This window comes from Photobacterium halotolerans DSM 18316 (assembly GCF_000425165.1).
In the GTDB taxonomy this organism is placed as follows: domain Bacteria; phylum Pseudomonadota; class Gammaproteobacteria; order Enterobacterales; family Vibrionaceae; genus Photobacterium; species Photobacterium halotolerans.
In genome coordinates, this window is record NZ_AULG01000015.1 from 1 (window position 1) to 26301 (window position 26301).

Here is a 26301-nt window from a genome sequence, read left to right on the forward strand (position 1 = left end):
GGTAAATTAGAGAGCCATAAAAGCAGTTGAGCCCGATTGAATTTCTTACGAAACACCTCATGCCCATGCTGGTCATGTCCGATACAGTGAAATGTACGTCTACCTAGATCGATGCCAAGAATATGTAAATTGTCCATGATGGAACACCTCAGTGGTTTCGGTTTCCTCAAGCTTAGCCACTGACGTCGCTAGGGGTGAGGTTGGGGCGGACCATATCATTAGAGTACCCAGAAATGCCTTTTGTTCTTTGGTGTGGTCCGGGCGATTGTAGGCGCTCCCGGCACCGACAACCTAAAAATTCGTCCTGAATTTTTCCCTGGGGGAGAGGCAAGCCTCGAACTTCTCATTTCTGCTTTTATAACACACGCCAAAATCTATTTAAACTAATTGTAATTCAATGTCTTACTGTCATTCCCGCGCAGGCGGGAATCCATGCGGCAAGTGCAATTCTGTGGTTTCTCTGTACTGGGTAAGTGACCGATGTCGCTTTTCTCACAAGCGTATGCGTCGCTGACTTTTTGGGGTTAGTCATAAAATACAAGAAAAGTATGACATATCAGTTGGTTAGCAGAAGTAGATTGAGTAGGATACACGACATGGTGTCGTATATTTAACTGATGGGTTTATATGATATGTGCACTTAATTGAATTAAATCAAGTGGTTAGATTAGTTTTGTCTGAAAGGGTTACACGACAGAATTATGTAAAACCATGTCGTTGAATAAAATGTTATGTGACAAGGCTCATATTCTGAGCTTTTGAATCTTTAAGTTCTAATATCTGACCCTCATGTAAGTTATGAACTAAAACACAAAAAAGAGTTTATTATGAGCCAAAAATCAACCGATAATTTAATTCGTCTAGTCAAAGCTGGCGGTAACCTAACAATCGACGTTAGCGATAAATCTACTGACAACGTTATTCGTATAGCTAAAACAGCTGTCGCACAAAAAAACAAAATTACTTTTACTGGTATGGATAATAAGTCTACAGATAACGTAGTAAGAGTAATTAAGGCAGGTGGTGAATTCGTACACATACAGCTGTAAGTATCACATAACAAATAAGGAACGTGTCGCGCAGCCGACACTTCTATCCGGGTGTTGAACAAGCCCGGACAGCCTTAATAACCAAATTGCTCGATTGGGATTCGGTGGAGATTGCGCCCGCGGTTTTCTTCAGGGCGAGCGCAGCCGGGAAGTGACCACGGTGTGTTTCACTTCAATGGGTTACCGCCTGAATTCGGTCTTGCGTTGACATTCTCCTCGTTGATGATGCTACGCCATTCTCCTTATTGTGTTTGCCTTCCGGCTATCCCGGTCGGGTGATGCCGACGCAGTGCATTGCATGCTGGCAGCATGGGCAGTCCCGTGTTGCTTTCAGTGGCTCGGTTTTCACAGGCTGCTGCCATGTTGGCAAGCTGAACAACATCTGTTGGATGGTGAGCCGCAGTGTTCGTGCGCTGCCATGCAGCAAGCCGTAGTCCCGCACCCGTTGCAACCCTTTTGGCAGCACATGCTGCAAGATCAGCCACAGGAACTGCACGACCGGCAGGGTACGTGTTGCCGGTTGCCGGGTCTGGCTGTCGGTATAACGGAAGGTCACCTGACGGTCATTGAACCGGATAATATCCTTGTCGGGCAGAACGCCACGGTAGAGGTAGCGCGACAGGTATTCTGTATAGCCTGGAGATGACGTGTCGAGCGAATGATATCAACCCTTATTACTACTTCCGGCATCTGTTTACAGAGTTGCCAAAACGTTCGGTGGGCGATGATATGTCGGCCTGATGCCTTGGAATGTTGATCTGAGTGGCATCGAGTAGGGCTTCACTGCTTTATTGAGCACTTACGGAAATTGGCAAATGTCGAGAGAACTTTTGAGCGTGATATTGTTTTGTGGATCAACACGTTGCATTGGTGTTCTTCACCGTGGATACTGAAGCTATGTTTGGCTAAATCAATGCCATAGATAGAATGTGACATAGTAGCCTTCGGTAATTTTGTAGTCAGACTTACCTAGTGTGGCAGAGCCTGATGAGGGGGAGTCCATGTCATTCGTTATACGAATAGAGGTAGTCTATGAGCTTTCTGATCTATTTAGATCAAAATACTTTGAGTAACTTACGTCAACGTAAGCTGAAAGAGTCTAAGAACGAACTGCTTGAGTTGTTTAAATATGTATTAGGATCCGAACAAATAACAGTTGTATATTCTCACGTCACCTTGGATGAGATTCTGCAAATATCGAAAACTGAGTATCGACAGGAACATCTCGATGTATTGAATGAATTACAAGCAAAATATATTGAGCCTTTGGGCCGGAGTTTAAGTCCTTATTCTCCTGAAGTAGTTTGGCGAGCACATATTGACAATAAGCAATCGAATATTGACTTGGGCATAACTAATCTAATGGAGGTTAGTCAGCTATCTTCTCGCAAATTTTCTGGACTCCCTGTCGATGAGAGCTTCGCTGATATCAATGAAAAAGTTATATCGAGTTTGGATACGCTACTTAGTAACTGTGAAAATCAGCTTTCATCAATTGATATCGCGAGCTTAGACGAACCTTTCAAAAGTTACTTTTCTAATATGCAGGGTCAAATGGACAAACTCAGAGCTAAAGCTGCCACGTTACAGGCACCAGCTATTGCCAGTGACCAGCAACTTGGACCACAGCCTTTCAGAGACATTCCTGAAGTTAAAGCATTGGAGCTAAAAGCTCTTAATGTTGAAAGTGTTGTAAGTGCGATAGAAGCGACATTTAAAGTTGAGAACAGTAACTTCAATTTGGCTGACTATTTCGAGGATACTCCTCAAACTGCTGTCGCACGAGCTTATAGCTTAATGAATTGGGCTGGCTACTACGCAGACGATTTCACTAAATTAAAAAAGAGTAAAGATCGCTTCAATGCTTCTCACAATGATATGCAGCATGCTGTATCTGCTTTAGGTGTAAGCTTCCTTGTTTCTGATGACAAAAACTTCGTCAAAAAAGCCAAAGCATGTTATGCATATGTGGACTCTTCAACAGTGGTATGCGAGCCAAAGGAGTTCATCGAACAACATTGCAAATTCGTATAACAAACGACTATGGCGTCAATCATTAAAATTATGCTGATTTTGCATCCCATAAAACGTCGCTGCGCACCTTAACGCGGCTACATGGAGTTAATTTGAAACATCAGTCATCTTCGGTTTTAAGTATCGTGATATGTCGAAGAATTCTGTCGCGCTTGAGTTCGGTGCTTCATTCAGCATGGTTTGATGCACGCCAGACATTCATTCGATGTGGTGATTTACTGTTCCAATATTATCTTGCGGGCATAAGGAAAGATGGCTATTCACAGTAATGTTATTCTGAGGAGAGGCGCCTTATCGATAGAAAAGGCGCCTTAGCGGGGCTAGCTGGAGTGTGACTCTAATGCTGGCATTATCACTTCCTGGACAATTTGTGTGCCTTCCGGCGTTGCCCAGCTACCGACCAGTTCAGCAATAAGCTGATTGGTACTGGTGAGGACTACGCCGGCTTTCTCCATCCGCCGCAGCGCCATCTCATCCCCCATCTTGCTGGGGGAGCCGCCTGCATCTGCCACTACCTGAACATCATAGCCTTCAGAAACTAGGGTTAAAGCGGGATATACGGTGCACACGTCATTGGTGACACCGGCAATGATGATTTTCTTGCGACCTGGCGCTTTGGTTGCTCTGGCAAAGTTCTCATCATCCATCGCATTGACAATCCCGAGCCGTTTGATGCGTTCAGCAAAGGCCTGCGGTAATTCTTGCGCCAGTTCTTCCATCAATGGGCCCTGAGCGTGCTCTTCCATGCTTGAGGTGAATACGACAGGCATATTTAGGATTTTTGCAGTTTTAGCTAGCATAAGCGCATTGCGTTTCATTTCCTCTTGTGAAATTGACTGGACCCAGCTCATGGTGCCAACCTGGTGGTCAATGAGCAGCATAGTTGCATTGTCGGCTGTAAAACGTTCGAAACTCATGATGATGTCCTCTTAAGCCTGGAGTGGTTTCCCACTGAAAAACATAACTTTTGCACAGTTGTCGTGTGCGGTTAATGTGATCACTTGTTGTGTTGCTTTTACCGGGAATACAGGAAGCTTTTGATCTTCCAGATGGAATGTTTGCCCATTGACTGAGATGGCTCCGAAAATGGGCATCACAAAGGCATTGTGGCCGCCAGGAACCGGCACCTCAATGGTTGCGCCCTGATCCACCGTGATATCCAACAATGTGACAGCCGTTGGGGTGATCAGCGGTGAGGTGATGTCACCATAGCTTCCTACAGGTACCCGGATGCGGGCGCCGGGTACTTTGACTGACGGCACAGTTTCAGCTTCCAGAATGAAAGGTTGTGGCGCCATGTTCTTTTTATCGTCTGGCAGATCGATAAAAATTTGCAGAGAGTGGACGGTCTTATCGGGTTCTGCCGGGATCTCCTCGTGTACAATGCCGCTGCCGGCGGCCGTCCAGTGCAAGCCGCCTGGTTTTATCAGGTTACGGGTTCCCAGTGAATCCCGGTTATCGATCCCTGTTTCAGAGTCTAAAAAAGGATATGAGACTGCTGATAATCCGGCATGTGTGTGGGGTGGAAATGTAGGCCCACTCATCCAGGCATGGTCCACCCCAATAAACGGGTCGAGCAAATTCGCTTCATCTCGCAATGAATAGGCCCGGAACTGGCTGCCATGGGTGATAAGCCGGGATGATGTAATAACAGGCATGTTGCACTCCTTATTCACTGTACACAGGATAGTCGATATAGCCGCCTTCGTTCCCACCATAATAGGTGCTTCGATCAGCCTCATTCATCGGCCAACCAGCTTGTAACCGCGCCACAAAATCTGGATTGGCCAGAACCATTTCCCCGTAGGATTCTAAGTCCGCCAGGCCGGAGGCGATGTCATCACCGATTTCGTCACGTGGCCGACTGGGACGGTTGACAATCAGGGGGTGCTGCCAAATTTGTCTCAGGGCATGGAGCAGCGGTTCGTTTCCTAAATGCATGATGTGCAGGTAGGCCAGACCCAGTTTATTGAGCTCCCCGACCAAATACCGATAGAGCGCCGGGCCTTCTTCTCCTTCATCGAGTCCCCAGATAGCCGTCCCCGGAGAAAGACGGATGGCGGTACGATCCGCGCCGATTTCCTCAACCACAGCTTTAGCGATCTCAATGGCAAAGCGGGCACGGTTTTCGATAGACCCGCCATATTCGTCGGTACGGGTGTTGGCACTTGGGGCCAGGAACTGCTGAATAAGGTACGCATTGGCGCCGTGGATCTCGATGCCATCTGCACCCGCTTCAATAGCCCGTCGCGCCGCATAGCGAAAGTCTTCAACAGTCTGACGTACCTCGTCGGTGCTCAGAGCTCGCGGGGTTGGGATGGTTTTCATCCCGGTGGCGGTAAACATCTCAGCGCCCGGTGCAATAGCTGAAGGGGCGACGCCTTGACGATGATGAGGTGTATTGTCCGGGTGCGACATCCGACCGGCATGCATCAACTGAATGAAAATCCGGCCGCCCTGGCGATGGACTGCTTGAGTAATTGTTCGCCAGCTGGCGACATGGGCGTCTGTGTAGATCCCCGGTGTGGCTATGTAACCCTGGCCGTCTTCAGAGGGTTGGACCCCTTCACTGACAATCAGGCCGATACTGGCGCGCTGGCTATAGTATTCTGCCGCCAGCTCACCAAGGGTGCCGTCGAATTGGGCGCGGGATCGGGTCATGGGGGCCATGACGAGGCGGTTGGCCAGTTCGTAGCGGCCCACTGTGACAGGCTCAAAGAGTGTGTTCATCAGATTGTCCTTCTTTTATCGATGATATGTGCCGTGTTGGCTGTAACCTGATCGCAAACCAGACACCGCAGAGGGTTAAAAAGAGGTGCAATCAATCGTTGGACATAGTATTGATGAGTGCATAAATGAAATAAATAGGTAAAAATGGAAATGATTGATGCGGTGATGGAGCAATTAATGTGGAACTGCTGAATGATATGGCACTGTTTGTTGAAGTATGCAAAGTGATGAATTTTCGCCGTGCGGCGGAATCTCTGGATATGCAAAGTTCAACATTATCACGTCGGATCAGTAAGTTAGAAAAAGAGATCGGACTTCGCTTATTACACCGGACCACACGCAAAGTAGAGCTGACCGAAGCGGGGCAGATTTACTATGAACGCTGTAAGCGGATCGTCGACGAGGCCAGGATTGCACATGAACAGTTGGGGGAAATGCTGGCTCAGCCAAGTGGCTGGTTGCGAGTGTCGGTGCCGGTCGACTTCGCGACGATTTTTCTAGCGCCTGTACTGGTCGAGTTTGCAAGTGCGTATCCTGGGATCAACATTGAACTGGATATGACGCCCAAGCATGCAGATTTGGTGTCCGATCATGTTGATGTTGCGATTCGTATGGGCGAGCCGCCAGACTCGACCCTGATCGCGCGCAAACTGATGCAGTTTCAATCGCAGCTATTTGCCGCACCGGGGTATCTGGCGCGGGTAGGAGAGCCTGATCACCCGTCACAGTTGGTTCACCACAACTGTGTTGATTTTCCGAAGTCTGAAGGATGGCGGCTGCAAAAAGTCGATGAGGTGGTCGAGGTGAAGGTCGGCGGGCGATTCATGCTGAATAATGTCGGTATGATGAAACGTTTGGCGACCTTAAATCAGGGGATTATCCAGATTCCTGCCTCAGCAATTGCTGAAGAGCTGGAACTGCAACTGTTGGTACCGGTGCTTCCCGACTGGTTCGCAGTACCCTTACCGGTTTATGCTCTGACCGAAACGCGGTTGTTACCGGCGAAAGTTCGGGTATTTCTCGATTTCTTGCGGGACAGGCTTGATAGTGTAGTTGTCTAATGCCCCAGATAACATCAAAGAACAAAAGGTGTTTTCTGGTTACTCTTTGCACCAACAAAGAGTAACTGGCGCGCGTCAGACAATGGCGAGAGAAGCGCCGGACTCAAGCGCGACATACTTACCCAGCCTTAGAAATCGTACTCGCGGTATGGATTCCCGCTTGTCGCGGAAATAACGGGTTGAAAAGTACATGGCTGGCACAATCTCAGGGAAAAATTCAGGACGAATTTTTAGGTTGTCGGCGCTTGGAGCGCCTACAACCGGCCCGAACCACGCCAAAGAACAAAAAGGTGTTTTCTGGTTACTCTTTGCACCCACAAAGAGTAACTGGCGCGCATCAGACAATGTTAAGTGAACCACCAAACTCAAGCGCGACATACTTCTTACCCAGCCTTAGAAATCATACTCGCGGCATGGATTCCCGCTTGTCGAGGCAATGAAGGTGAAACCCTCCCAGTTCCCCAAAGCCTTTACCTCAACCGACTATGCTTATAACTTAAGGACAGGAAAACAGAACGTTTTTTAAAGTGTGCAGACAGGCATGTTTGGCATACCGAACAGACAAGGAGGAGAAATGAAGGTCTTAGTCGCAGGGGGCAATTCGGTGCTCGGATGTTATGTGGTCCGGCACCTGATAGATCACGGTTATCAGGTCTTTGCGCTCAGTCAGCATCCTGAGCAGGATAACCCGCTGGCCATCCCGCTAGCCGTAGAGGATGAATACATGGCCGGGAAGTTTGATGCTGTGATCTGTTGCGCCCGGCCTGTCATGGCACCTTATGCGCAGGAAAAGCAGGCACCGGATTTTTCGGTGTTGATGGACAGCATAGAGCGCTTTGCAAAACCGGATGCCAGAAAGCTGTATACATCGGGTATTGAAGTGTTTGGGTGCGCCGATGAATGTTCACCCGATGAACTCCAGTTTGAGCCTCTGTCGGCGGCAGAAAAAGAGGTACCGGTGCTGGAAAAAGTCATAAAGCTGGGCTGGACGCCGGTTTTTGTGCCTACTCTGGTGTACGGTGGCCACGAATGCCCGATTCATACTTCACTCAACCGTCGCGAAAGCCTTCGCATTCCTGTTCTTATCCCGTCTTCCGGCTTGTATTATGCGGCCCATCTTGATGATCTGGCGGCTTTTCACGTGACCTTAATTGAGAAGGAGACACTGGCACCGTTTTATTTTCTGGCAGAGGAAAAGCGCTACAGCCCTGAAAATCTGGCGGACTTGCTGGTGAAATATGGCTGGGCAGAGGGCGTGAAATGCTTGTCATTGCCCAGTTTTCTCAAACAATACGGCCAAGAGGTGCTGGAGGTGGAAACCATGAATGTGAGCGTGCCGATCAGCCCGGATTTCGAACCGCGCCACAGCCTGTCATCCTACCTGTCGCAAACGCGGATCACGCCTGCCCATGATCACCCATAGTGGCTGTTTCACCCGCGCAGCAAAGTGATGCCGGTGATTTGTAAACACGTGGATTTTTGAGCGCCTGATAGCGGCTTAACAACGGGGAAAGTATTATTGTGTCTTTTGTTACTTGTTGAATTGACTTGATTTAATTTTCTTCTGTCGTAGTGTGTGGGCTTTCGTTTGATGCGGTTAAGAGAGGCCCTATGCGTTATCCTTCCCCACTGGTTCCTGGTTGTACAATAGCAGTAACAGCATTATCGGCAGGAGTATCTGAAGATTTTCATGTGCGCCTTGATCTGGTGATCCAGGGCTTGCGTGACAGAGGCTTTAAAGTGCTGGAAGGGCACTGCTTACGGGAAAATGCCGGTCATGTCAGTGCACCTGCGCCAATGCGGGCCAAAGAGCTGATGGCGTTTTTGCTGGATGATCGCGTCGATGCCATCCTGCCGCCCTGGGGAGGTGAACTGGCGATGGAACTGTTGCCGTTGCTGGATCTGAACTTACTGCGCCATGCCAAACCTAAATGGCTGATTGGCTTTTCAGATATCAGCACCATATCGTCTGTCTTAACGGCTCGCTGCGGTTGGGCCAGCCTGCATTGTGCGAACCTGATGCAGCTTCATCCTGCTGTGGCGGATCCGCTCAATAGCGCGATTTTTTCTTTACTGAGCCTGCCTGCCGGCGAATCTCTTACGTTACAGCAATCGTCCTGTTATGAGGTAGCCTCGGCCAATTACGCTAAGGATCCCGAGGCACAGTTCGCTTTCACTCAGCCAACGCAATGGACGGTTTTATCAGCAAATGATACAGCGGAATCGGTCGTGTTTTCAGGCCGTCTGATTGGTGGCTGTCTGGATACCATGGGCCTGATATCAGGTACTGAATACCTGAATCTGCCGCAGATGAAAGCACAGTATGCTCAGGACGGTTTGATTCTGTTTCTGGAAAACGCCGAGTTATCGCCAACTGCGATGGCCCGCGTGCTGATGGCAATGAAATTCAATGGTGTGTTTGACGCGGTCAACGGGGTGATGTTCGGCCGGGATGGCTCGCCGCTGAGTCACGGCAAATCACTGTCACATTCTCAGGTTATTCAGCAAGTACTGGGCGATCTTTCTGTACCTGTCATTCTGGACGCTGATATCGGCCATCTGGCACCGAACATGCCATTAATGAATGGCGCAGTTGCAGAAGTGCAAATGACCAATGGCAAGGCTTGGGTGCAGCAGACATTGAGATAATACACAAGAGTGGCAAGTGACTGATACTTCGTGGCTAGCCATAGCGTCTATACTCTCAGGAACGGATTTACAGCCAACAGGTAAACCTTGATGCTATGAGAGAAGACAACATGGCCGTGCTGTATCACCATGTGCGCACGGCTTTATCAGACGAACAGTGCCGCGCCCGGTATCTTGAAGAAAAAGCGGCCCGTCTGCTTGGATTGCATTCCGCTGTCATCGCAGGCTTTACCGTTCTGGTATTTATTGCTTCTTCTTTGTTTGTTCCGCCTCAGCATGCCATCGCCTGGCTGGCTGTTATCGCCGTGACCGTGACCTATCTGGGTTTGATATCTGCCTGGAGTTTTCTGTTTCGCCTGCTCAGGCCGGCCGATGTGTATGGTGTGCATTTACCCAACAGCTGGCTGGAAGAAATGAAGCAACAAGGCGCAAATGACAATCTTCACCTGGCCGTGATTCGCTGTTACGAAACATGGCAGTTGTTATATAAGAGCAATCAGCATAAAAACGCGCTGCTGACCAAGGCCTACCATGAAGTTGTGTTCTCAGCCTGGTTAATTGCGATCTCTTTACTGCTTTTACTGGCGGCCAATTATCTGGTTGCTTAAGTTTAAGCCATGGCTTTTGCCTGCAACCTGGCTGCTTTTCTGAAATTTTCGCTTAACGCAGAAAAAGTTAGTGGTAAAGTATCTGCCTGACCGAAGGCAATGAGTGCCGAGTATTGTGAGCATCAGGAGGGATGATGCAGTTTGTTCATTGTACCTATGAAAAACATGGCGAAGCCATTCTGGCTATTTTCAACGATGCCATTCTTAACACCACCGCACTTTACGAATACCAGCCCCGTACGATGGACATCATGCAAACCTGGTTTGCCACCAAAACGGCCAATCAGTTTCCTGTGATTGGTATTGAAAATGATGCCGGTGAGCTGATGGGGTTTGCCAGTTACGGCACCTTCCGCGCATGGGCTGCGTTTAAATATTCTGTTGAACACTCTGTGTACATTCATCCGCAGCATCAGGGTAAAGGCCTGGGGCGCAAGCTGATGGATACCCTGATTGAGGCGGCCCGCGAGCAGAATTACCATGTGCTGGTTGGTGGCATAGATTCGACAAACACCGGCAGCATTGCCTTGCACAAAAAGCTGGGATTCGAATATTCCGGCACGATAAAGCAAGCGGCCTATAAATTTGAGCGCTGGTTGGATCTGGATTTCTACCAGCTGATACTGGATACCCCGAAACAGCCTGTTGCAGGGTAAATCGTGAGATAAGGACATTGGATGTTATTTAACAGCCCACTCAGCCTCGAAAAAGCACATCGACTGATCGACCTACTGAGTCTCCACACTGACAGCCATGTTATTGATATTGGTTGCGGGGAAGGGGAATTTTTACTGCGTCTTGCCAGTGCGACAGGGGCACACTGTCTCGGACTGGATATTTCTGAGACCTGTATTGCCGCCGCGAATGCGAAAGCAGAAGCCTTGGGCTTGGCTGATCGCGTGACATTCGAGGTGGCTGATGCCAACGACTATCCGTTCTCGACACAGTATGACGTGGCTATCTGTATGGGATCGACCCATGCGTTTGGTGAAGGGGATGCGGGTTATCCGGCAGCACTGACTCAAATGCAGCAATGGCTGAAACCTCATGGTCAATTGCTGATTGGCGAAGCATATTGGAAGCAGCCACCGGCCCAGGCGTATCTGGACTTCATTGGTGAGCCGATTGGTATTTATTACGATCACCAGGGCAACATGTTGGTGGCGGAATCTCACGGCCTGGCCACTGTGTATGCGGCCACCAGTAATCAGGACGAGTGGGATCATTTTGAAGGTTGTTTTCGCCTGAAAGCAGAACGTGCTGTGATGGTCAATCCAGAGGATGACAAAGCGCGTCAAAAGCGTGATGCGGTTCGTGAGTGGAACGCTCATTACCACCAGTTTGGCCGCGACACGATGGGGTTCGGTTTCTATTTGTTCATCAAGGACAAGGGTTAATCTGAACCTGTGGTATAAGCACTGGCTGACATTATGGCCAGTCGCTTAGTCAGATCTGGCTTGAGAGGAGAGAGGGATGGCAGTGGCAGAATCACATGCTCTGGTTGTCGAAGGCGGCGCGATGCGCGGTATTTTTGCTGCCGGTGTGCTGGATGGCTTTCTTGAGCAACACTACCGGCCATTTGATTTTTGCATCGGTGTTTCGGCGGGTTCCACCAATCTTGCAGCCTGGCTGGCAAATCAGCATGGCCGTAATTACAAAGTGATCACAGATTACTCCTGCCGTCCTGAGTTTATCAGTTTGCGTAAGTTCATCCGTGGCGGACACTGGCTGGATCTCGACTGGTTGTGGCAGATCACTATCGATGAAATACGCTTGGATCTGGATGCTTTTGACGCGCAACCCATTCCTTTGTACGTGGTCACTACCCAAGTCTCGAGCGGAGAGGCCGTTTATACCCAAGCCACGGCAGATAATCTTGAACAATTGCTAAAAGCTTCTTGCTCTGTGCCGGTCGCGTACCGGGATTATCCGCTGCTGAATGGCGATGCCATGACGGACGGTGGGGTGGCAGATTCTATTCCTGTCATCAAAGCCTATCAAATGGGTGCCAGAGAAATCACGGTGATTTTGTCACGCCCGCTGGGCTACCGGAAGAAAACCAGCAAAACGAGCTGGTTCCTCCGCCGTATGCTGGCAGATACCCCTGAGCTGGCGCGGGTGATGATGAAGCGTGCCGACAATTACAATAGCGCCATTGCGTTTATTGAGAACCCGCCTCAAGACTGCCGTATTCATGTTATAGCACCGCCGGCAGAGTTTGATGTCGGCCGTATTACCACAGACAAAAAACGGTTAGATACCGGCTATCAGATGGGATTAGCGGCGGCACTCGCCGGACGATAAGCCTGTACAGAGCACACAGTTAACAACGACAGGGACATCATGATTTTTAACAACTTTGCACCGGCAACATTAGCGGAACAGTTTCAGCTTTCTTCTCAGGCGGCAGACTGCCTGTCGGCTTATCTGGTGACTTTACCGGAAGCTGAAATACCGGGCATTCCAAGTGTCAGCGCAGATTATTTCTGTGCAGACAAAGACAATGCTGACATTTGTGCCGAACTGGTACGAAAAGGAGAAAAGCAAGCCAGCTGCAGTATGAAATACTGGTATCTGGCTGGTGGTGCAGAAGAGCCGGAGCCAATGCCGCAGGTCGGCCATTTGCAGGTGGTCACGGACTGGGAGGGCGTTCCGGTCGCGATCGTGCAAATTACCCAAGTGGCAGAAGCCCGGTTTAAAGATGTGACCGCTGAGTTCGCGGCGGCTGAAGGAGAAGGTGATAAGTCGCTGCGCTGGTGGCGTGATGCCCACTGGCAGTTTTTCAGCGCCGAGTGCGAAGAGCTGGCTATTGAGATGAGCGAGGACACTGTGCTGGTGCTGGAACATTTTCGAACCGTTTGGGCGAAACCTGCCTGATCGCAGCGGCAAATTGCCTTAAGCCGCGCTGGCATCAAGCCTGATATCAGTGGTTTACTTTTCTGCTCTGCTATCTTTATCACAGCGGGTAGATGTATTTGCCCGCCATTTTTGCCAGCTGATCTCTAGGGTTGTTGCTGATACGCGCACGAGACTGTCTGGCAGGTCAGGTGATTCCACTTCACGGCAGGGCAGGCATGAAAACACACTGGTTAAATCGTTGGGAAGCGGTAAGGAGCAGTTTCTGGTTTGTCCCTGCCATGATGGTGATTATTGCCATCGGACTGGCCCGGATTATCGTTACTCTGGATCATCAGCTGGCGCACTTCTCTCTGGTTTTGCCTGATATCGGTTTCTCGGGAGGCGCAGAGGGAGCACGCAGCGTGCTGTCGACGATTGCAGGGTCCATGGTGACAGTGGCCGGGGTGGCTTTCTCTATCACAATAGTGGCACTGACGCTGGCTTCCTCTCAGTTTGGTCCCCGCTTACTGCGAAATTTCATGCGCGATCCGGGCAATCAGTACGTGCTTGGCACTTTTATAGCGACGTTCATCTATTGTCTGCTGGTCTTAAGCAGTGTAACCCATGCCAACGGCGATGAGTTTGTTCCCCGCATTGCGGTCAATCTGGCTTTGTTACTGGCCCTGTTCAATGTCGCGGTTCTGATTTATTTCATTCACCATGTGGCTACCTCGATTCAGGCGGATAATGTCGTCAATGGGGTGTATGAGGAGCTGAATCAGCACATTGAGCATTTTTTTCCTGATGAGCTCGGTGAATCGGATCCTGAACCTTTGCAGGGCGATAGCCATTCAACCGGTATGTATCATCATGTGGTCGCGGCAGATTGTGAAGGCTACCTGCAAGCCGTAGACAGACAGTGTTTATGCCAGCTTGCGCAGCAGTTTAATTGCCGGATTGTGCTGGGCTACAGAGCCGGGGAGTTTGTCGTCAAAGGGTGTTCAATCGCTGTCGTGCAGTCTGACACTGAGCCGGAAGACGGTCTGGATTCAGAGCTTCTTGATTGCATGATTGTCGGGAAACTGCGTACGCCGGAACAAGATCCTGAATTTGCTGTTCATCAATTGGTGGAAGTGGCGGTCAGAGCATTGTCACCGGGTATCAATGACCCCTTTACTGCCATGACCTGCGTCGACAGGCTCAGTGCTGTACTTTGCACGCTGACTGGCCGGTCATTTCATTCGGCGCGCTGGTATGACGATGACGGCCAGTTGCGGCTGGAAGAACGGCCTTTGACTTTTACCGGGATACTCAACGCCGCTTTTGATCAGATCCGCCAGCATGGCAAATCCGATACGGCAGTGACCATCCGGTTGCTGGAAAGCCTTGGCCGGATTGCCAGTTATTGCAGAACGAGCGAGCAGCAGGATGCCGTTCGTCGTCAGGCAGAGATGATCCTGCGATCCAGTCAGGATAGCCTGAATGAACCACAGGATCTGGCAGACATTGAACAGCGGTTTCAGGCGATACAGGATGAAATGCGTCAATACTGAATAAGGTTATTTCAATGCTGACTCGTTAGCCAACAGCCATTTTCGCAATAATCCCGCTAGCTGGGCCTGCTCGTCTTTATCTAAGGCCGTCAGCATCTGATGCTCATTGGCAACATGGGCAGTGACGGCTTTGTCGACCAGTGCCTGTCCATCTTGTGTTAACGACACCTTACAGCTGCGTCTGTCATCGTCACTCGGCTGCCGGTAGATCAGCCCTCTGTCGGTCAGCTTATCCAGCCGGGCTGTCATCGCCCCGGAAGACAGCATCACAGTGTGATAAAGCTGGGTTGGGGTCAGGGGTTCGCCGGCTCGGCGCAGCGAGGCCAGAATATCAAACTCAACCTGGCTCAGTCCGTAGCCTTTGAACACGTCATTGATACTGTCCGTCATTATTCTGTGGGCCCGATACATGCGGCCAATGATCCCCATAGGAGAACAGTCCAGGTCTGGCCGGTGTTCCTGCCATTGAATCAATAGTTTATCGACATGATCTTGCATAGGGTTGTGTTTGTCCGTTCTTCATTGAGTCAAAAATATGTCATTAACTTTTCGAAAAAGATACTTGATTAAAAGGCAAATAGCCACTAATTTATCTTTATGCAAAGATATTTGATATAAAGATTCTTAAAGGGAAGTGAAATGAACTATCTGCTCGCGTTATTAGTGCCCATGCTGTGGGGCAGCACCTATGCTGCCGTCAGCCTGTTTCTGCAAGATATGTCTCCTTACTGGGTGGCTGTATGGCGGGCTTTACCTGCCGGACTGGTATTGCTGCTGATACGACCTAAGCTGCCACCGCTGAGCTGGAGCCGCATGACCTTGCTGAGCTTTTGCAATATTGCCGCATTCTTTGTGTTACTTTTTATCGCTGCTTATCGTCTGCCTGGCTCTGTCGCCGGCACGTTGGGGGCAACGATGCCGTTGCAGATGATGCTACTGCAGTGGCTGGGTGAAGGTAAAAAACCGGACCCTCGCTCAGTGGCGCTAGCAGTGCTGGGTTTAATCGGGGTGGGCTTATTGCTGAACCCGTCTGCAGATTTGGATCCGATTGGCACCCTGGCCGCTCTGGCTGGCACAGCACTGGTCTCTCAGTCCGCCATCTGGATGAAACGCTGGCCGGTTAACGATGCGCTGAGCTTTGCCGCCTGGCAGCTCGTACTTGGCGGCATGATGCTGATTCCCTTCGCTTGGTTTGTGGCCGGCGCGCCGGTTGCGCTGTCTGTGGATGCTATACCCGGCTTGTTGTGGCTGGTATTGCTCAATACCGCGTTTGGTTACTGGGCTTGGGTACGTTCAGTGAAAAAACTCGGGCCGAATGTGATGTCGATGTTCTCATTGATGAACCCGGTTACTGCGGTCTTGCTGGGTATCGGACTGGTCGGAGAAAGCCTTGGGCTCTTGCAATGGGCGGGTATTGGTTTGATTCTGATGGCATTGCTGTTCATGAAGAAACCCGCCAAGCCAACCCGGACTGCCGTTTCTGCATCGGATGAACAACAAGAAAAGCCTGGCCCGGAGAAGGAAAGTCACCAGCAGAGCAGTCCTTCGGCCTCTGTCAGGCATTAATCGAAAATACGAAAAATCAGGCGGGCAGATAGCAGACTAGGAATAAGAAGCGGCGCTGGCCGCTTCTTTCAGTTTAGTCCCAGCTGGCGACGGTACTCGGCTTCAGTGGCGTAATCGTGCGAGTCAGCGCGATCAAGAAAAACGATGCCGTTTAAGTGGTCCAATTCATGCTGGAATATCCGCGCGATGAAGCCGGATAACTCACAGCGGACTTTTTGCCCATCAAGCTGTTCGTAACCGACACGTATTTGGGTGGAACGCGGTACCAGCGCACGTATACCAGGAATGCTCAGGCAACCTTCCCAGTCTTTTTCTTTCTCTTCGCTCATCCAGTAAATCTCAGGATTGAGCATCAGCGTTGGTGCCATGGCCGGTGCGTTTGGGTAACGGGCATTCGGAGAAGAGGCAACGATAAAAGCACGCAGCGATTCACTGACCTGCGGGGCTGCAATACCCACACCCTGGTGGCTGAGCATCAGGGCTTCCAAGTCCGTAAAAAAGGTGGCGTATTCTTTCCATTGGTCAGTCGACAGGGCTTTCGCCTGCTGGCGTAGTATCGGATTGCCTAACTGCGCGATGATCATCCTTGTTCTCCCTTAGCCGTCTATGGATGGGTTATAGCGTTATCAGCCATGTACTGCAAGTATTCCCTTTTTATATTCCGGAATGACACTAACAGAACGCGGCTAAGCAACTATGCTTATATCTGGGATTCATTTACCTATAATTGTTGGCCGCAACTGTGAGCCACCCACTTTGAGAGAGTATGAGATGGACAGAAAAGCATTTGTAGAAAAGCTCAGCGCACAGATGAAAGAGATCAATGCAGAAATCGACAAGCTGGAAGCAAAAGCTCAGCATTCCAGTGCGGAGCTGAAAGAAAAATACCGCGATGAAATTCAACAGCTGAAAACCAGAAAAGCGGAGGCGGAAAAGAAACTGGACGAAGTGAAACATGCCAGCGAAGAGGCATGGGGAGAATTACGGCAGGGCGCCGAAGAAGCGTTTGATTCAATGAAAAAAGCCTTCAAGGCCGCCTGGGATAAATATAAATAACTTGCCCGACGGGTGCCGGGCAAGTGTAGTTACAGACTGACTTTTTTCAGCGCAACGGCATTCATGCAGTATCGCAGTCCGCTGGGTGCCGGGCCGTCAGGAAAGACATGACCAAGATGGGCATCGCAGACAGCGCAGACGGTTTCAATGCGCTGCATGCCGTGCGAGGTGTCCATCAGGTAATTGATAGCATTGACGTTTACCGGTTGGGTGAAGGATGGCCAGCCTGAACCTGAGTCAAATTTTTCCCCGGCGTCAAACAGCATGTTGCCGCAGCAGACACAGGCGTATTCCCCCGGCTCGAACAATTCACACATTTCCGACTTAAACGGTCTTTCCGTGCCTTTCTGGCGCGTAATGTAATATTCATCGTCAGTCAGTTGCTGGCGCCATTCATCTTCGCTCTTTTCAACGCGGCGGGGAGGCACGATATCGCCTTTGGTTGCGTGTTCAATAACTTTTTCCCAAGTGAGCATGTCGTTCTCCAACTAACTAGATGTGGTTTTATAGATAGGGCCATAGGTCAAAAATTTCAAGATAAACCGCCCTCTAAGGTATAGACCTGAGAAAACCGCATATATTAACCTTATTTTAAATGTGTGTTTAATGCGGCCAGACTTGGCTATAATGCCGCGCTTATTCACTTTTGTATGCCGCCTGTAGGTGCAATCGTAGTAAAAACTGTGAATGACGAGTCTTTTGGCCAACCGGTATCCGCCTGAAAACTGGCTTGCCGGGTATTGCTGCGAGAACCCGTCGCAGGGTCAGCAAACGCTACCCGTTTATGTATAAAACAATGCTCTGGATTTACGATCCAGTCCGCACTGAGGAAAAACGATGTCCCAATACGTAGTTTGTGCACTGTATAAGTTTGTTGCACTGGAAGATTTTGAAGCCCTTCGTGAGCCACTACAGAACCTGATGGAAGAGAATCAGGTTCGCGGTACGTTACTGCTTGCTAAAGAGGGTATTAACGGCACAGTTGCCGGCAAACGCGAAAACATTGACGCCCTGCTGGCCTGGTTTAAGACGGATTCTCGCTTAACAGACATAGTGTACAAAGAGTCATTTGACGATCATCAGCCGTTCAACCGCTCTAAGGTTAAGTTGAAGAAAGAGATAGTGACCATGGGTGTAGAAGGTATTGATCCTCGCCATGTCGTCGGTACCTATGTGAAGCCAAAAGACTGGAACCAGCTGATTGCTGACCCTGACGTTTTCGTCGTTGATACCCGTAATGACTATGAAATTGAAGTGGGTACTTTCAAACGCGCTGTCAACCCGAAGACAGAGACTTTCCGCGAGTTCCCTGAGTACGTGAAAGAGAACCTGGACCCGGCTAAACACAAGAAAGTGGCGATGTTCTGCACCGGCGGTATCCGCTGTGAAAAATCCACCGCTTACCTGAAAGAGCAGGGCTTTGATGAGGTTTATCACCTCGAAGGCGGCATTCTGAAATACCTGGAAGAAGTCCCTGCCGAAGAGAGCTTGTGGGAAGGTGAGTGCTATGTCTTTGATGGCCGTGTCACGGTAAATCACCAGCTGGAAAAAGGCTCTTATGACATGTGTAACGCCTGCCGTTTGCCGATCACAGAGCAGGATATGCAGAGTGTGCAATTTGAAAAAGGCGTTAGCTGCCCGAAATGTTTTGATAAACACTCTGACGAGCAGAAAGCCCGTTTTCGCGAGCGTGAGAAGCAGGTTCAACTGGCAGCAGAACGCGGTGAACAACACGTTGGCGGCGATGCCAAAAGCATTATCGAGGCCCGTCGGCAGGAAAAGCTGACACGCAAGAAACAGCAGCGCGAACATCGTTAACTGCGTTAGAAAAGAACACATCCCCGGGCAGTCCTGCCTGGGGAAAGCCTTTCTCTGGTCTGTAAGACCATAAAGCGCTCATCCGGCCAAACAAAGTACAGTACTGCAACCTCTTTCCTTGCCAGCCTGCTACCCCCCTCAGAGACGACTGTTAATTGCTGCCCGCCAAAGTCAATGCGGCTTAGTATTGTGTTGTACTATCGTGTTGTACTATCGGCAAAAATGGGCTGGCTGCTGCAGCGGGCGCAACATTTGATTACATAAATTGCACAGAGAAATCGGCAAGATGCTGCTGCCGGTGAAACCATTTCGTGCCGGAAGGAGTCCAATAACCAAAGTCGAATGGATAAAGCAGGAGGCGCTGGATGGAAACTGTCGGTCTGGGCGGAAGTTGCCATTGGTGTACCGAAGCTGTGTTTCGGTCGTTGAAAGGCGTTGGCGAAGTAGATCAGGGTTGGTTGTCAGCTCAGGGGCACGAAGAGATGTCCGAAGGAATTTTACTGCGCTTTGACCCTGCCAGGATTGATCTTTATACCCTGATTCAGATCCACCTTTATACCCACAGCTGTACGTCGAACCATGCCTTGCGCCACAGGTACCGCTCGGCTGTTTATGCGTTCAGTCCTGATCAGCAACGTGCCGCGCAGGTTTGTCTCAAAGCCCTTCAACCTGAATTCGAACAACCTATTTTAACCCAGGCCCTGCGCTTTGATGCGTTTCAGCCATCACGGCATGAAATTCAGGATTATTTTTACAGCAACCCGCAGAAGCCGTTTTGTCAGATGCGTATCAGTCCGAAACTCAGCATTTTACTGAGTCAGTTCAGTGATCGCGTTGACGATAAAAAACGGCATGTGCTGGAGCAGTTGCCTGTCGATATCAAGTGACACTAAAAACCGGGCAAAGCACAGATTCAGCCGGTTTGTAATGAGCGGCGCCAAAGGTTTTTTATATATTATTGCTTGACCTCAAGTTAACCTGAGGTTCTATCGTGGCGTTACTTATTTGATGCAACGGAGCGATTAAATGAAAAACCTTATCGATCAATATCTGCAAAGCCTGGCTATTAACGAGCCGCAAATCAGCCTGGAATGGCTGCAATCTCTGTTAGCTGCCCATTTGGCACGTTATCCGTTTTCCAGTACCAATGTCATTCTGAAGCATGATTTAAGTCTGGAACCAGAGGCTTTATTAAAGCGCCTGATAGTGCAACGCCGCGGCGGTTATTGTTTCGAGCACAACAAGGTCTTATTTTTGGTGCTGAAACAGCTGGGCTTTGATGTCCGTCCTCTGATTGGCCGTGTGATGCTTAACGGTAATCCGGACAATGGCCGTTCTCACCGCTTAACCTTACTCACCCTGCGCGATAAGCAGTATCTGATCGATGTCGGGTTCGGGATCATGAACCCAAGACAGATTATTTCCCTGGATACCAACCTGCCTCAGCCTGATGTCAGATACCAGTACAGCGTGGAATCCGACAACCGTGGCGGTATGTTGGTGATGGCCACAAACTCTGATGAAGTGGTAACACTGTATCGTTTTGATTTTGCGGAATACCTGGAATCAGATTGCACAATCAGCCATTTTTACAGTCATCAAGCCCCTGAGGCTGTATTTGTGAATCATCTGGTGGTATCGCGGATTCTTGACAGCCGGCGGTATCTGATCCGAAACCTGACCTACTTTGAATATGATGATAAGACAGGGCAGGAGAGAGCGGTGGATATCAGTGACGCCACCATGCTGTATCAGCTCTTGACCACGCAATTTAACTTGCAGCTAACGGAACAGGATGCTGCCACCTTGTATTCACATCAAAGGGTTAAGATACGTCAGCAGCAGTAACAGCAGCACAAGCAACAAAAGCCGGGGGCAGAATTCCAGATAAAGCTGGCGCATAGCCATGATAGCTTTAGAATGAATGGTTAGAAATTCTTTCAAAAGCCTCAGTCAGGAGAAATGTGTGGGCGCTATTTTGTATTACGTTCATGATCCTATGTGTAGCTGGTGCTGGGGTTATCGTCCTGCTTTTCAGCGGCTCAAAGCTCAGTTACCGGCTGATGTGGAAATTCGTTGTGTGTTGGGTGGTCTGGCTCCCGACAGTGATCAGCCCATGCCGGAAGAGATGCAGCAGATGTTGCAGCTGACCTGGCGCCGGATAGCCAGCCAGCTGGGGACAGAATTTAATCATGACTTCTGGACACAGTGCCAGCCGCGCCGGTCGACGTACCCTGCCTGTCGGGCTGTTATCGCCGCAAAAAAACAGGGACAGGAAAATGCAATGACAGAGGCAATTCAGCAGGCTTATTACCTGCGGGCAATGAACCCTTCTGACTACCAGACCCACGCCAGGCTGGCCGCTGAGCTGGGTTTGGACGTTGCGCGTTTCATGACAGACATCACCAGCGCTGAGGTTGACGCATTACTTCAGGAAGACATAGCACACGCGGCAGCATTGGGTGTGTCTGGCTTTCCTTCTCTGGTTCTGGAAGTGGAAGGCCAGCGCTGGCCGATTGCGGTTGCCTATCAGAATGAACTGACCACACTGAATGACATCAAGGATAAGCTCAAATGGGCAAACGCCAAGTCGGTGATGAAAGGGTGGTTTGTGAAAAAAAGCTAGCCGTTTATGAATCACATGATGGCAGCGCAGGCTGCACATCATGTGCAATGTCATTAAAACGAATAGGCCAGCCCTATACTGTACAGGTTCTGAGTTTCTTCATAAAAATCAATATTAGACGTCAGATTGTCAAACCCAGCCCGGGCAACGGCACTGGCGTTTCGCCAGTTAAACGGGGCCAGGTAGATCAAGGTCGCGGAAAAACCGTATTGGTTGTCATCCCGGACCTGGTTAAAAATGGGATGGGCCTCGTCATAGTCAATCCATGCCGTGCTGGCACCCAGCATCACAATATAGCGGTCGATCCGTTGCCGGGCTGTCAGCTCAATACCATAGCGATTGTTCGCTACTGCACCACCTTCCGCGCTGTCATCGATATAGTGAATTTTCCAGTCAATGCCAAACTGACGATTCAAATCCAGTTTTTGACTCAGTGCAGCATAGAAAAGATCGCCTTCGCGTTTAAGTGTGTCTTGCGACACCGTGCTGTAGGTGGAGCCGCTGCGTTCATCCTCGATTTTCCGTTTACCCGCGGCCAGCTCTAACGACACATTGGTTCCCGCAATGCGGTTGTAGTCGAGAACCGCGCCCCGGATAGAGCGTTTGGTTTCCTGCCTTGGTGTTCCGGTCAGAAAAGGGTCATCCCACACTTTGTTGTCAAAAAAGCCGGGAATAACGCCAATGCCTAAGCTGGAGCCGTCGCTCAAATACTGTGTAAGGCCCGCCTGCATATAGAAACTGCTCGCCATCCCGCCCAGCGCCGATTTGAAATACAGCGCGGTATTTGGCGCAACACCAAGCTGTAAATCCCACATCGGCAGGGGCAGGGTTTTTTCTTCGTTCGTGCCGGATTCGTCCAGCGAATCGAGTACGGATGATTGCTCGGTACTCAGGTGGGAGTCGTTCTTAAACCAGCCCAGGTTAATACTGACATTGCCTGAAAGTCCAGGTTTGACAGTGCTCTGAGCGGAAACGGAAAAAGCAGACAGTGTCCCAAGAATGAGCACTGTCTGTCGAATAGTTCGTAGCATGGCCACTTCCTGTGAAAAGCATCGGTTAATGTTTCTTTTTGTTACGCTTTTTGGTCTTCATTTTATAAAGATCCAAGCGTCGATGCTTTAGGTTAGTGACAGAGCCTTCGTTGTGCAACAGTTTTAATTTTGACAAGTCGACATCGGCGAAAATAATCATTTCGGTATTGGCATTGGCTTCCGTAATGATCGCATCGTGCGGAAAATACACATCGGAGGGAGAAAACACCGCAGACTGGGCATATTGGATGTCGACATTATCAACCCGGGGAAGGTTGCCGACACTGCCTCCCAGCGCGACGTAACATTCGTTTTCAATCGCCCGCGCCTGACCACATATACGTACCCGCAGATAGCCGTTTTTGGTATCTGTCCAGAAAGGGACAAACAGAATCTGGACTCCCTGATCGGCCAGCAGCCTGCCCAGTTCGGGAAACTCGACATCGTAGCAAATCAGAATACCAATCCGCCCGGCATCGGTGTCAAAGACTTTGACTTTATCGCCTCCGTCTATCACCCAGTCTCTGACTTCGTGCGGCGTGATGTGAATTTTATATTGCTCGTCAATGTCCCCGTCTCTGTGCAGCAGGTATGAGACGTTGTACAGCTTGTCTCCTTTCAGGTAAGGCATACTGCCGGCAATGATGTTGATGTTATACGTGACAGCCAGCTGAGAAAATCGCTGACGGATTTCTTCAGTGAACTGGCTCAGGTAGCGAATGGCCTCAACCGAATCTTTGTCTCTGGCTAACCCCATCAGCGGCGCATTAAAAAACTCAGGGAACAATGCAAAATCGGACTGATATTTGGAGAGCGAAGAAACAAAAAACTCGGCCTGATTCATCAGGTCGTCGACCGACACGACCCGACGCATGTGCCACTGCACTATGCCCAGCCTTATCAGTGTTTTTTCGGTTTGATGGATCGAGATATCTTCTTCGTAGAAAATATTGTCCCATTCAAGCAGTGTGGCGTAGCCTTTGGACTTCGCATCTTCAGGCAGATAGCGGTTCATCAGGCGTTTTACGTCGAAATCATTGGCAAGCTGAAACGAGAGTATCGGGTCGTGAATTTCGCGGCGTTTGACCTTGGCAATATACTCAGAAACATGCATTTCATCGGCGTATTTGTGATAACCCGGAATACGTCCGCCGGCAAGTATGGCTTTGAGGTTGTTGGCCCGGCAGAGCTCCTTACGGGCTTCGTATAAGCGGCGCCCTAAGCGAAGGCCGCGATAATCCGGATGGACAAATACGTCCAGCCCATACAGCGCATCCCCGTTCGGGTTGTGGCAGGCCACATTGTTGGCATCGACTATATCCAGATAGGTGTGGTTCAGGGAATAGCGGTTGTAGCTGACTTTAATGGTCAGTGCAGCGGCAATGATCTTTCCCTTGTCCTCAATGCAGATTTGCCCGTCGGGAAAATGTTTGACCAGCCCTTGTATGGTGGATTTTGGCCAGGCACCGCCAACATCAGGAAATACCAGATCTTCCAATGCAGCAAGTTGCTTGAAATCGGAAGGCTCAATGGTGCGCAGATTTAATAAAGTGCTGTTGTTCTCATCCATAACTTATTGTTTTTCATTGTTGAAACCAGTGCTATAAAGTATGGAACATCCGTTAGGATTCGCCAGTGAACCGTATCCTGACAGTGAGTGAACACAATTTTATTAGGGATCGGCCATACTTTAGGTCTGATTCTTCATTCATATCACGACGCTTGGAGGAAATATGAAAGTGAATGTCGTTCGTCGTTATGCCTCGGTGTGTGCACTTGTGGTGTCCATCGGGCTGTTGCCTGGCGTGGCCACTGCGGCCCATCACGAAAAAGAAGAAGCAGTGACATCTGCAGAACAGGTGAACAAAGAGACGCAGGATTTGCTGGAGTCACTGAAAAACTACTCCGCAGAGCAAAAAGACGAAGCCATGAAGGCGACGAAAGAAGGCATCGACAGCCTGGATAAACATATTGAGCAGTTGCAGACCCAGATAGAAGATGACTGGGACAATATGGATCAGGCTGCCCGTGAGAAAGCCAGAGCAAGCCTGAAATCAATGCAGGAACAGCGGGTGAAACTGGCTGAATGGTATGGCAGCATGAAGAGCAGCTCGGCCGGCGCCTGGGATCATGTCAAAGAAGGCTTTTCTGGTGCCTATGACAGCCTGAGTGAAGCCTGGCAAAAGGCCAGCGAAGAATTTTCTAAAGAAGAGAAAGAGTAACATTAGCGCTGCGCCTCTGCGAACGGGGGCGCATTTTTCATTGTGACGTTTTTCCCGTCATTTTTGCCAGAAACCAGAAACCAGAAACCAGTAACCAGAACCAGTAGTAAGTTGCCTTCTGCTATGGGGTCGCAGGCAGGGTGTTGGCTGGCACGGCTTGCAAGCCGGCAGCTGATATGAGAAAGTTCGTCCCGTTGTGGTCATCGGTTTAGCGTAAACCGATACAACCCGCTTCGTATAACCCCACTGATAGGGTGTGGGGGTCTCTACCAGAATCCGTAAAATTCTGATTACGAAGAGTTAAGTCGATTAATCGCTTTTCTCTTTGTCATGGTCAGAATATCCCATTCTCCTTTGCTGCAGAAAAGCTGTTAATCATCCCAGTCAACGTATTGAGAACCTGATTAAGAGCACCTTATGACATCCTTTATTACTGGCTTACCAAAAGTGGAATTACACCTGCATATTGAAGGCTCACTGGAACCTGAGCTGATGTTTGCACTGGCCGAGAGAAACCAGATCGCGATTCCGTTTAACTCACCTGATGAAGTGCGTGCGGCGTACCAGTTCCACAATTTGCAGTCTTTTCTGGATATTTATTACCAGGGCGCAAACGTGCTGATCCACGAGCAGGATTTTTACGATTTAACCTGGGCCTACCTGCTGCGCTGTAAAGCCGATAACGTGGTGCACACAGAGATCTTCTTTGATCCGCAAACCCATACCGGGCGTGGTATTGCCTTCGATACTGTGGTGCTGGGCATTCATCGCGCACTGGAGCAGGGCAGGGAAACTCTGGGTATTTCCAGCCAGCTGATCATGTGTTTCCTGCGCCATCTCGATCAGGACTCAGCGTTTGCCACGCTCAGTCAGGCGCTGCCGCATAAAGACAAAATCGTGGGCGTGGGGCTGGATTCCTCTGAGCAGGGCAATCCGCCGGAGAAATTCCATGCGGTCTTTCAGCAAGCGTTGGCAGAAGGTTTTCTGACCGTAGCCCATGCCGGTGAGGAAGGGCCATCGGAAAATATCACCCATACCCTGGATCTGCTGGGGGCGACCCGGGTGGATCACGGTGTCCGTTGTGTTGAAGATGCTGCGCTGGTTGAGCGTTTAGTGCAGGAGCAGGTACCGTTAACCGTGTGCCCGCTGTCGAACTTAAAACTCAAGGTGTTCGAGGAGATGAAAGATCACAATATTGTCGAGCTGTTGCGCAAAGGTTTGTGCGTCACCATCAATTCGGATGACCCGGCGTATTTCGGCGGTTATATGACCGATAATTTTCAGGCGGTGGCCGATGCACACCCAATGACGCAGGAAGAGATCGCCCAGTTTACCCTCAATGCGATTCAGGCCAGTTTTATCTGCGAGGAAGAGAAGCAGCGTTTAACCCGAATGACACTGGATTACCTTCAAAGCGAAAAATCATCCGATAACAGCCAGTCATAATATCACTATGGCCA

At 49.8% G+C, this 26301-nt stretch carries 28 protein-coding genes, 2 pseudogenes and 1 riboswitch; of the genes and pseudogenes, 20 read left to right on the forward strand and 10 right to left on the reverse strand.

Features of this window, described 5'->3' with window-relative positions; translation table 11 throughout:
• Positions 1-827 precede the first annotated feature (827 nt).
• Complete coding sequence (locus H511_RS0103130) at positions 828-1049, forward strand: hypothetical protein (RefSeq protein ID WP_027250996.1); 222 nt, start codon at positions 828-830, stop codon at positions 1047-1049.
• A 262-nt stretch (positions 1050-1311) separates the two neighbouring features.
• On the opposite strand, the pseudogene H511_RS22415 reads toward H511_RS0103130, so the two are convergent.
• Positions 1312-1677, reverse strand: a pseudogene (locus tag H511_RS22415) (transposase); the annotation flags it as partial.
• Here H511_RS22415 and H511_RS24290 point away from each other — a divergent pair.
• Both H511_RS24290 and H511_RS0103140 read left to right on the forward strand, forming a co-directional pair.
• Positions 1665-1825, forward strand: a pseudogene (locus tag H511_RS24290) (transposase domain-containing protein); the annotation flags it as partial. The pseudogenes H511_RS22415 and H511_RS24290 sit on opposite strands and share 13 nt — an antisense overlap.
• A gap of 256 nt (positions 1826-2081) precedes the next feature.
• Positions 2082-3083 carry a hypothetical protein gene (locus H511_RS0103140; protein ID WP_027250997.1) on the forward strand — a complete coding sequence of 334 codons (1002 nt, stop codon included), beginning with the start codon at positions 2082-2084 and terminating at the stop codon, positions 3081-3083.
• 320 nt (positions 3084-3403) lie between these two features.
• Here H511_RS0103140 and H511_RS0103145 read toward each other — a convergent pair whose 3' ends face one another.
• Genes H511_RS0103145 through H511_RS0103155 form a run of 3 tightly spaced genes read right to left on the reverse strand, consistent with a single transcriptional unit; the run spans position 3404 to position 5813 of the window.
• Positions 3404-4000: an isochorismatase family protein gene (locus tag H511_RS0103145; protein WP_027250998.1), complete on the reverse strand. Its 597-nt coding sequence runs from the start codon at positions 3998-4000 to the stop codon at positions 3404-3406.
• A gap of 12 nt (positions 4001-4012) precedes the next feature.
• Positions 4013-4741: a pirin family protein gene (locus H511_RS0103150; protein ID WP_027250999.1), complete on the reverse strand. Its 729-nt coding sequence runs from the start codon at positions 4739-4741 to the stop codon at positions 4013-4015.
• Positions 4742-4751: 10 nt separating this feature from the next.
• The gene (locus tag H511_RS0103155) at positions 4752-5813 is read right to left on the reverse strand and encodes an alkene reductase (protein ID WP_027251000.1); all 1062 of its coding nucleotides are present in this window, start codon (positions 5811-5813) and stop codon (positions 4752-4754) included.
• A 179-nt stretch (positions 5814-5992) separates the two neighbouring features.
• Between H511_RS0103155 and H511_RS0103160 the strand changes: the two genes are divergently transcribed.
• Positions 5993-6874 (forward strand): LysR family transcriptional regulator, encoded by an 882-nt coding sequence (locus H511_RS0103160; protein ID WP_027251001.1) that lies wholly within the window; start codon positions 5993-5995, stop codon positions 6872-6874.
• Positions 6875-6949: 75 nt separating this feature from the next.
• Here the strand turns inward: H511_RS0103160 and H511_RS0103165 are convergent, their stop codons facing one another.
• Positions 6950-7252, reverse strand: coding sequence for a hypothetical protein (locus H511_RS0103165; protein ID WP_027251002.1), 303 nt, complete (start codon positions 7250-7252; stop codon positions 6950-6952).
• Positions 7253-7448: 196 nt separating this feature from the next.
• Between H511_RS0103165 and H511_RS0103170 the strand changes: the two genes are divergently transcribed.
• From H511_RS0103170 to H511_RS0103205, 8 genes are all read left to right on the forward strand, one after another.
• The gene (locus tag H511_RS0103170) at positions 7449-8297 is read left to right on the forward strand and encodes an NAD-dependent epimerase/dehydratase family protein (RefSeq protein ID WP_027251003.1); all 849 of its coding nucleotides are present in this window, start codon (positions 7449-7451) and stop codon (positions 8295-8297) included.
• A gap of 188 nt (positions 8298-8485) precedes the next feature.
• On the forward strand, positions 8486-9523 hold the full coding sequence (locus H511_RS0103175; protein ID WP_027251004.1) for a S66 family peptidase: 1038 nt from the start codon (positions 8486-8488) through the stop codon (positions 9521-9523).
• 95 nt (positions 9524-9618) lie between these two features.
• Complete coding sequence (locus H511_RS0103180) at positions 9619-10131, forward strand: hypothetical protein (RefSeq protein ID WP_027251005.1); 513 nt, start codon at positions 9619-9621, stop codon at positions 10129-10131.
• A gap of 134 nt (positions 10132-10265) precedes the next feature.
• On the forward strand, positions 10266-10787 hold the full coding sequence (locus H511_RS0103185) for a GNAT family N-acetyltransferase (RefSeq protein WP_027251006.1): 522 nt from the start codon (positions 10266-10268) through the stop codon (positions 10785-10787).
• A 21-nt stretch (positions 10788-10808) separates the two neighbouring features.
• Complete coding sequence (locus H511_RS0103190) at positions 10809-11528, forward strand: SAM-dependent methyltransferase (protein WP_027251007.1); 720 nt, start codon at positions 10809-10811, stop codon at positions 11526-11528.
• Between the two features lie 76 nt (positions 11529-11604).
• Entirely contained in the window at positions 11605-12435 is an 831-nt protein-coding gene (locus H511_RS0103195; RefSeq protein ID WP_027251008.1) for a patatin-like phospholipase family protein, read from the forward strand.
• A gap of 39 nt (positions 12436-12474) precedes the next feature.
• Positions 12475-13008, forward strand: coding sequence for an ASCH domain-containing protein (locus H511_RS0103200; RefSeq protein WP_081669171.1), 534 nt, complete (start codon positions 12475-12477; stop codon positions 13006-13008).
• 197 nt (positions 13009-13205) lie between these two features.
• A complete protein-coding gene (locus tag H511_RS0103205; protein ID WP_027251010.1) occupies positions 13206-14522 on the forward strand; it encodes a DUF2254 domain-containing protein in 1317 nt (438 codons plus the stop codon).
• A 6-nt stretch (positions 14523-14528) separates the two neighbouring features.
• Here H511_RS0103205 and H511_RS0103210 read toward each other — a convergent pair whose 3' ends face one another.
• Positions 14529-15020: a MarR family winged helix-turn-helix transcriptional regulator gene (locus H511_RS0103210; RefSeq protein ID WP_027251011.1), complete on the reverse strand. Its 492-nt coding sequence runs from the start codon at positions 15018-15020 to the stop codon at positions 14529-14531.
• A 141-nt stretch (positions 15021-15161) separates the two neighbouring features.
• Between H511_RS0103210 and H511_RS22420 the strand changes: the two genes are divergently transcribed.
• On the forward strand, positions 15162-16088 hold the full coding sequence (locus tag H511_RS22420) for a DMT family transporter (RefSeq protein ID WP_081669172.1): 927 nt from the start codon (positions 15162-15164) through the stop codon (positions 16086-16088).
• 68 nt (positions 16089-16156) lie between these two features.
• Here H511_RS22420 and def read toward each other — a convergent pair whose 3' ends face one another.
• Entirely contained in the window at positions 16157-16672 is a 516-nt protein-coding gene (def, locus tag H511_RS0103220) for a peptide deformylase (RefSeq protein WP_027251012.1), read from the reverse strand.
• Positions 16673-16859: 187 nt separating this feature from the next.
• Between def and H511_RS0103225 the strand changes: the two genes are divergently transcribed.
• Positions 16860-17144, forward strand: a complete 285-nt coding sequence (locus H511_RS0103225) for a sll1863 family stress response protein (RefSeq protein ID WP_051287782.1) — start codon at positions 16860-16862, stop codon at positions 17142-17144.
• 29 nt (positions 17145-17173) lie between these two features.
• Here the strand turns inward: H511_RS0103225 and msrB are convergent, their stop codons facing one another.
• Entirely contained in the window at positions 17174-17620 is a 447-nt protein-coding gene (gene msrB / locus H511_RS0103230; protein WP_027251014.1) for a peptide-methionine (R)-S-oxide reductase MsrB, read from the reverse strand.
• A 361-nt stretch (positions 17621-17981) separates the two neighbouring features.
• On the opposite strand from msrB, the gene trhO reads away from it, so the two are divergent.
• The 4 genes from trhO (at position 17982) to H511_RS0103250 (ending at position 21588) form a co-directional block, all read left to right on the forward strand.
• Positions 17982-18962, forward strand: a complete 981-nt coding sequence (gene trhO / locus H511_RS0103235; protein ID WP_027251015.1) for an oxygen-dependent tRNA uridine(34) hydroxylase TrhO — start codon at positions 17982-17984, stop codon at positions 18960-18962.
• Between the two features lie 365 nt (positions 18963-19327).
• Positions 19328-19849, forward strand: a complete 522-nt coding sequence (locus H511_RS0103240) for a peptide-methionine (S)-S-oxide reductase (protein WP_027251016.1) — start codon at positions 19328-19330, stop codon at positions 19847-19849.
• Between the two features lie 139 nt (positions 19850-19988).
• On the forward strand, positions 19989-20810 hold the full coding sequence (locus H511_RS0103245) for an arylamine N-acetyltransferase family protein (protein WP_027251017.1): 822 nt from the start codon (positions 19989-19991) through the stop codon (positions 20808-20810).
• Between the two features lie 118 nt (positions 20811-20928).
• Positions 20929-21588 (forward strand): DsbA family protein, encoded by a 660-nt coding sequence (locus H511_RS0103250; RefSeq protein ID WP_027251018.1) that lies wholly within the window; start codon positions 20929-20931, stop codon positions 21586-21588.
• 53 nt (positions 21589-21641) lie between these two features.
• Here the strand turns inward: H511_RS0103250 and H511_RS22425 are convergent, their stop codons facing one another.
• Complete coding sequence (locus H511_RS22425; protein ID WP_081669173.1) at positions 21642-22619, reverse strand: DUF2860 family protein; 978 nt, start codon at positions 22617-22619, stop codon at positions 21642-21644.
• A 25-nt stretch (positions 22620-22644) separates the two neighbouring features.
• Positions 22645-24189, reverse strand: coding sequence for a bifunctional GNAT family N-acetyltransferase/carbon-nitrogen hydrolase family protein (locus H511_RS0103260; protein ID WP_027251019.1), 1545 nt, complete (start codon positions 24187-24189; stop codon positions 22645-22647).
• A gap of 163 nt (positions 24190-24352) precedes the next feature.
• Here H511_RS0103260 and H511_RS0103265 point away from each other — a divergent pair, with 163 nt between their 5' ends.
• On the forward strand, positions 24353-24841 hold the full coding sequence (locus H511_RS0103265) for a sll1863 family stress response protein (RefSeq protein ID WP_036758623.1): 489 nt from the start codon (positions 24353-24355) through the stop codon (positions 24839-24841).
• Positions 24842-25054: 213 nt separating this feature from the next.
• Positions 25055-25154, forward strand: a riboswitch (purine riboswitch).
• A gap of 104 nt (positions 25155-25258) precedes the next feature.
• Positions 25259-26287: an adenosine deaminase gene (locus H511_RS0103270; RefSeq protein WP_027251021.1), complete on the forward strand. Its 1029-nt coding sequence runs from the start codon at positions 25259-25261 to the stop codon at positions 26285-26287.
• The last annotated feature ends 14 nt before the right edge of the window (positions 26288-26301 follow it).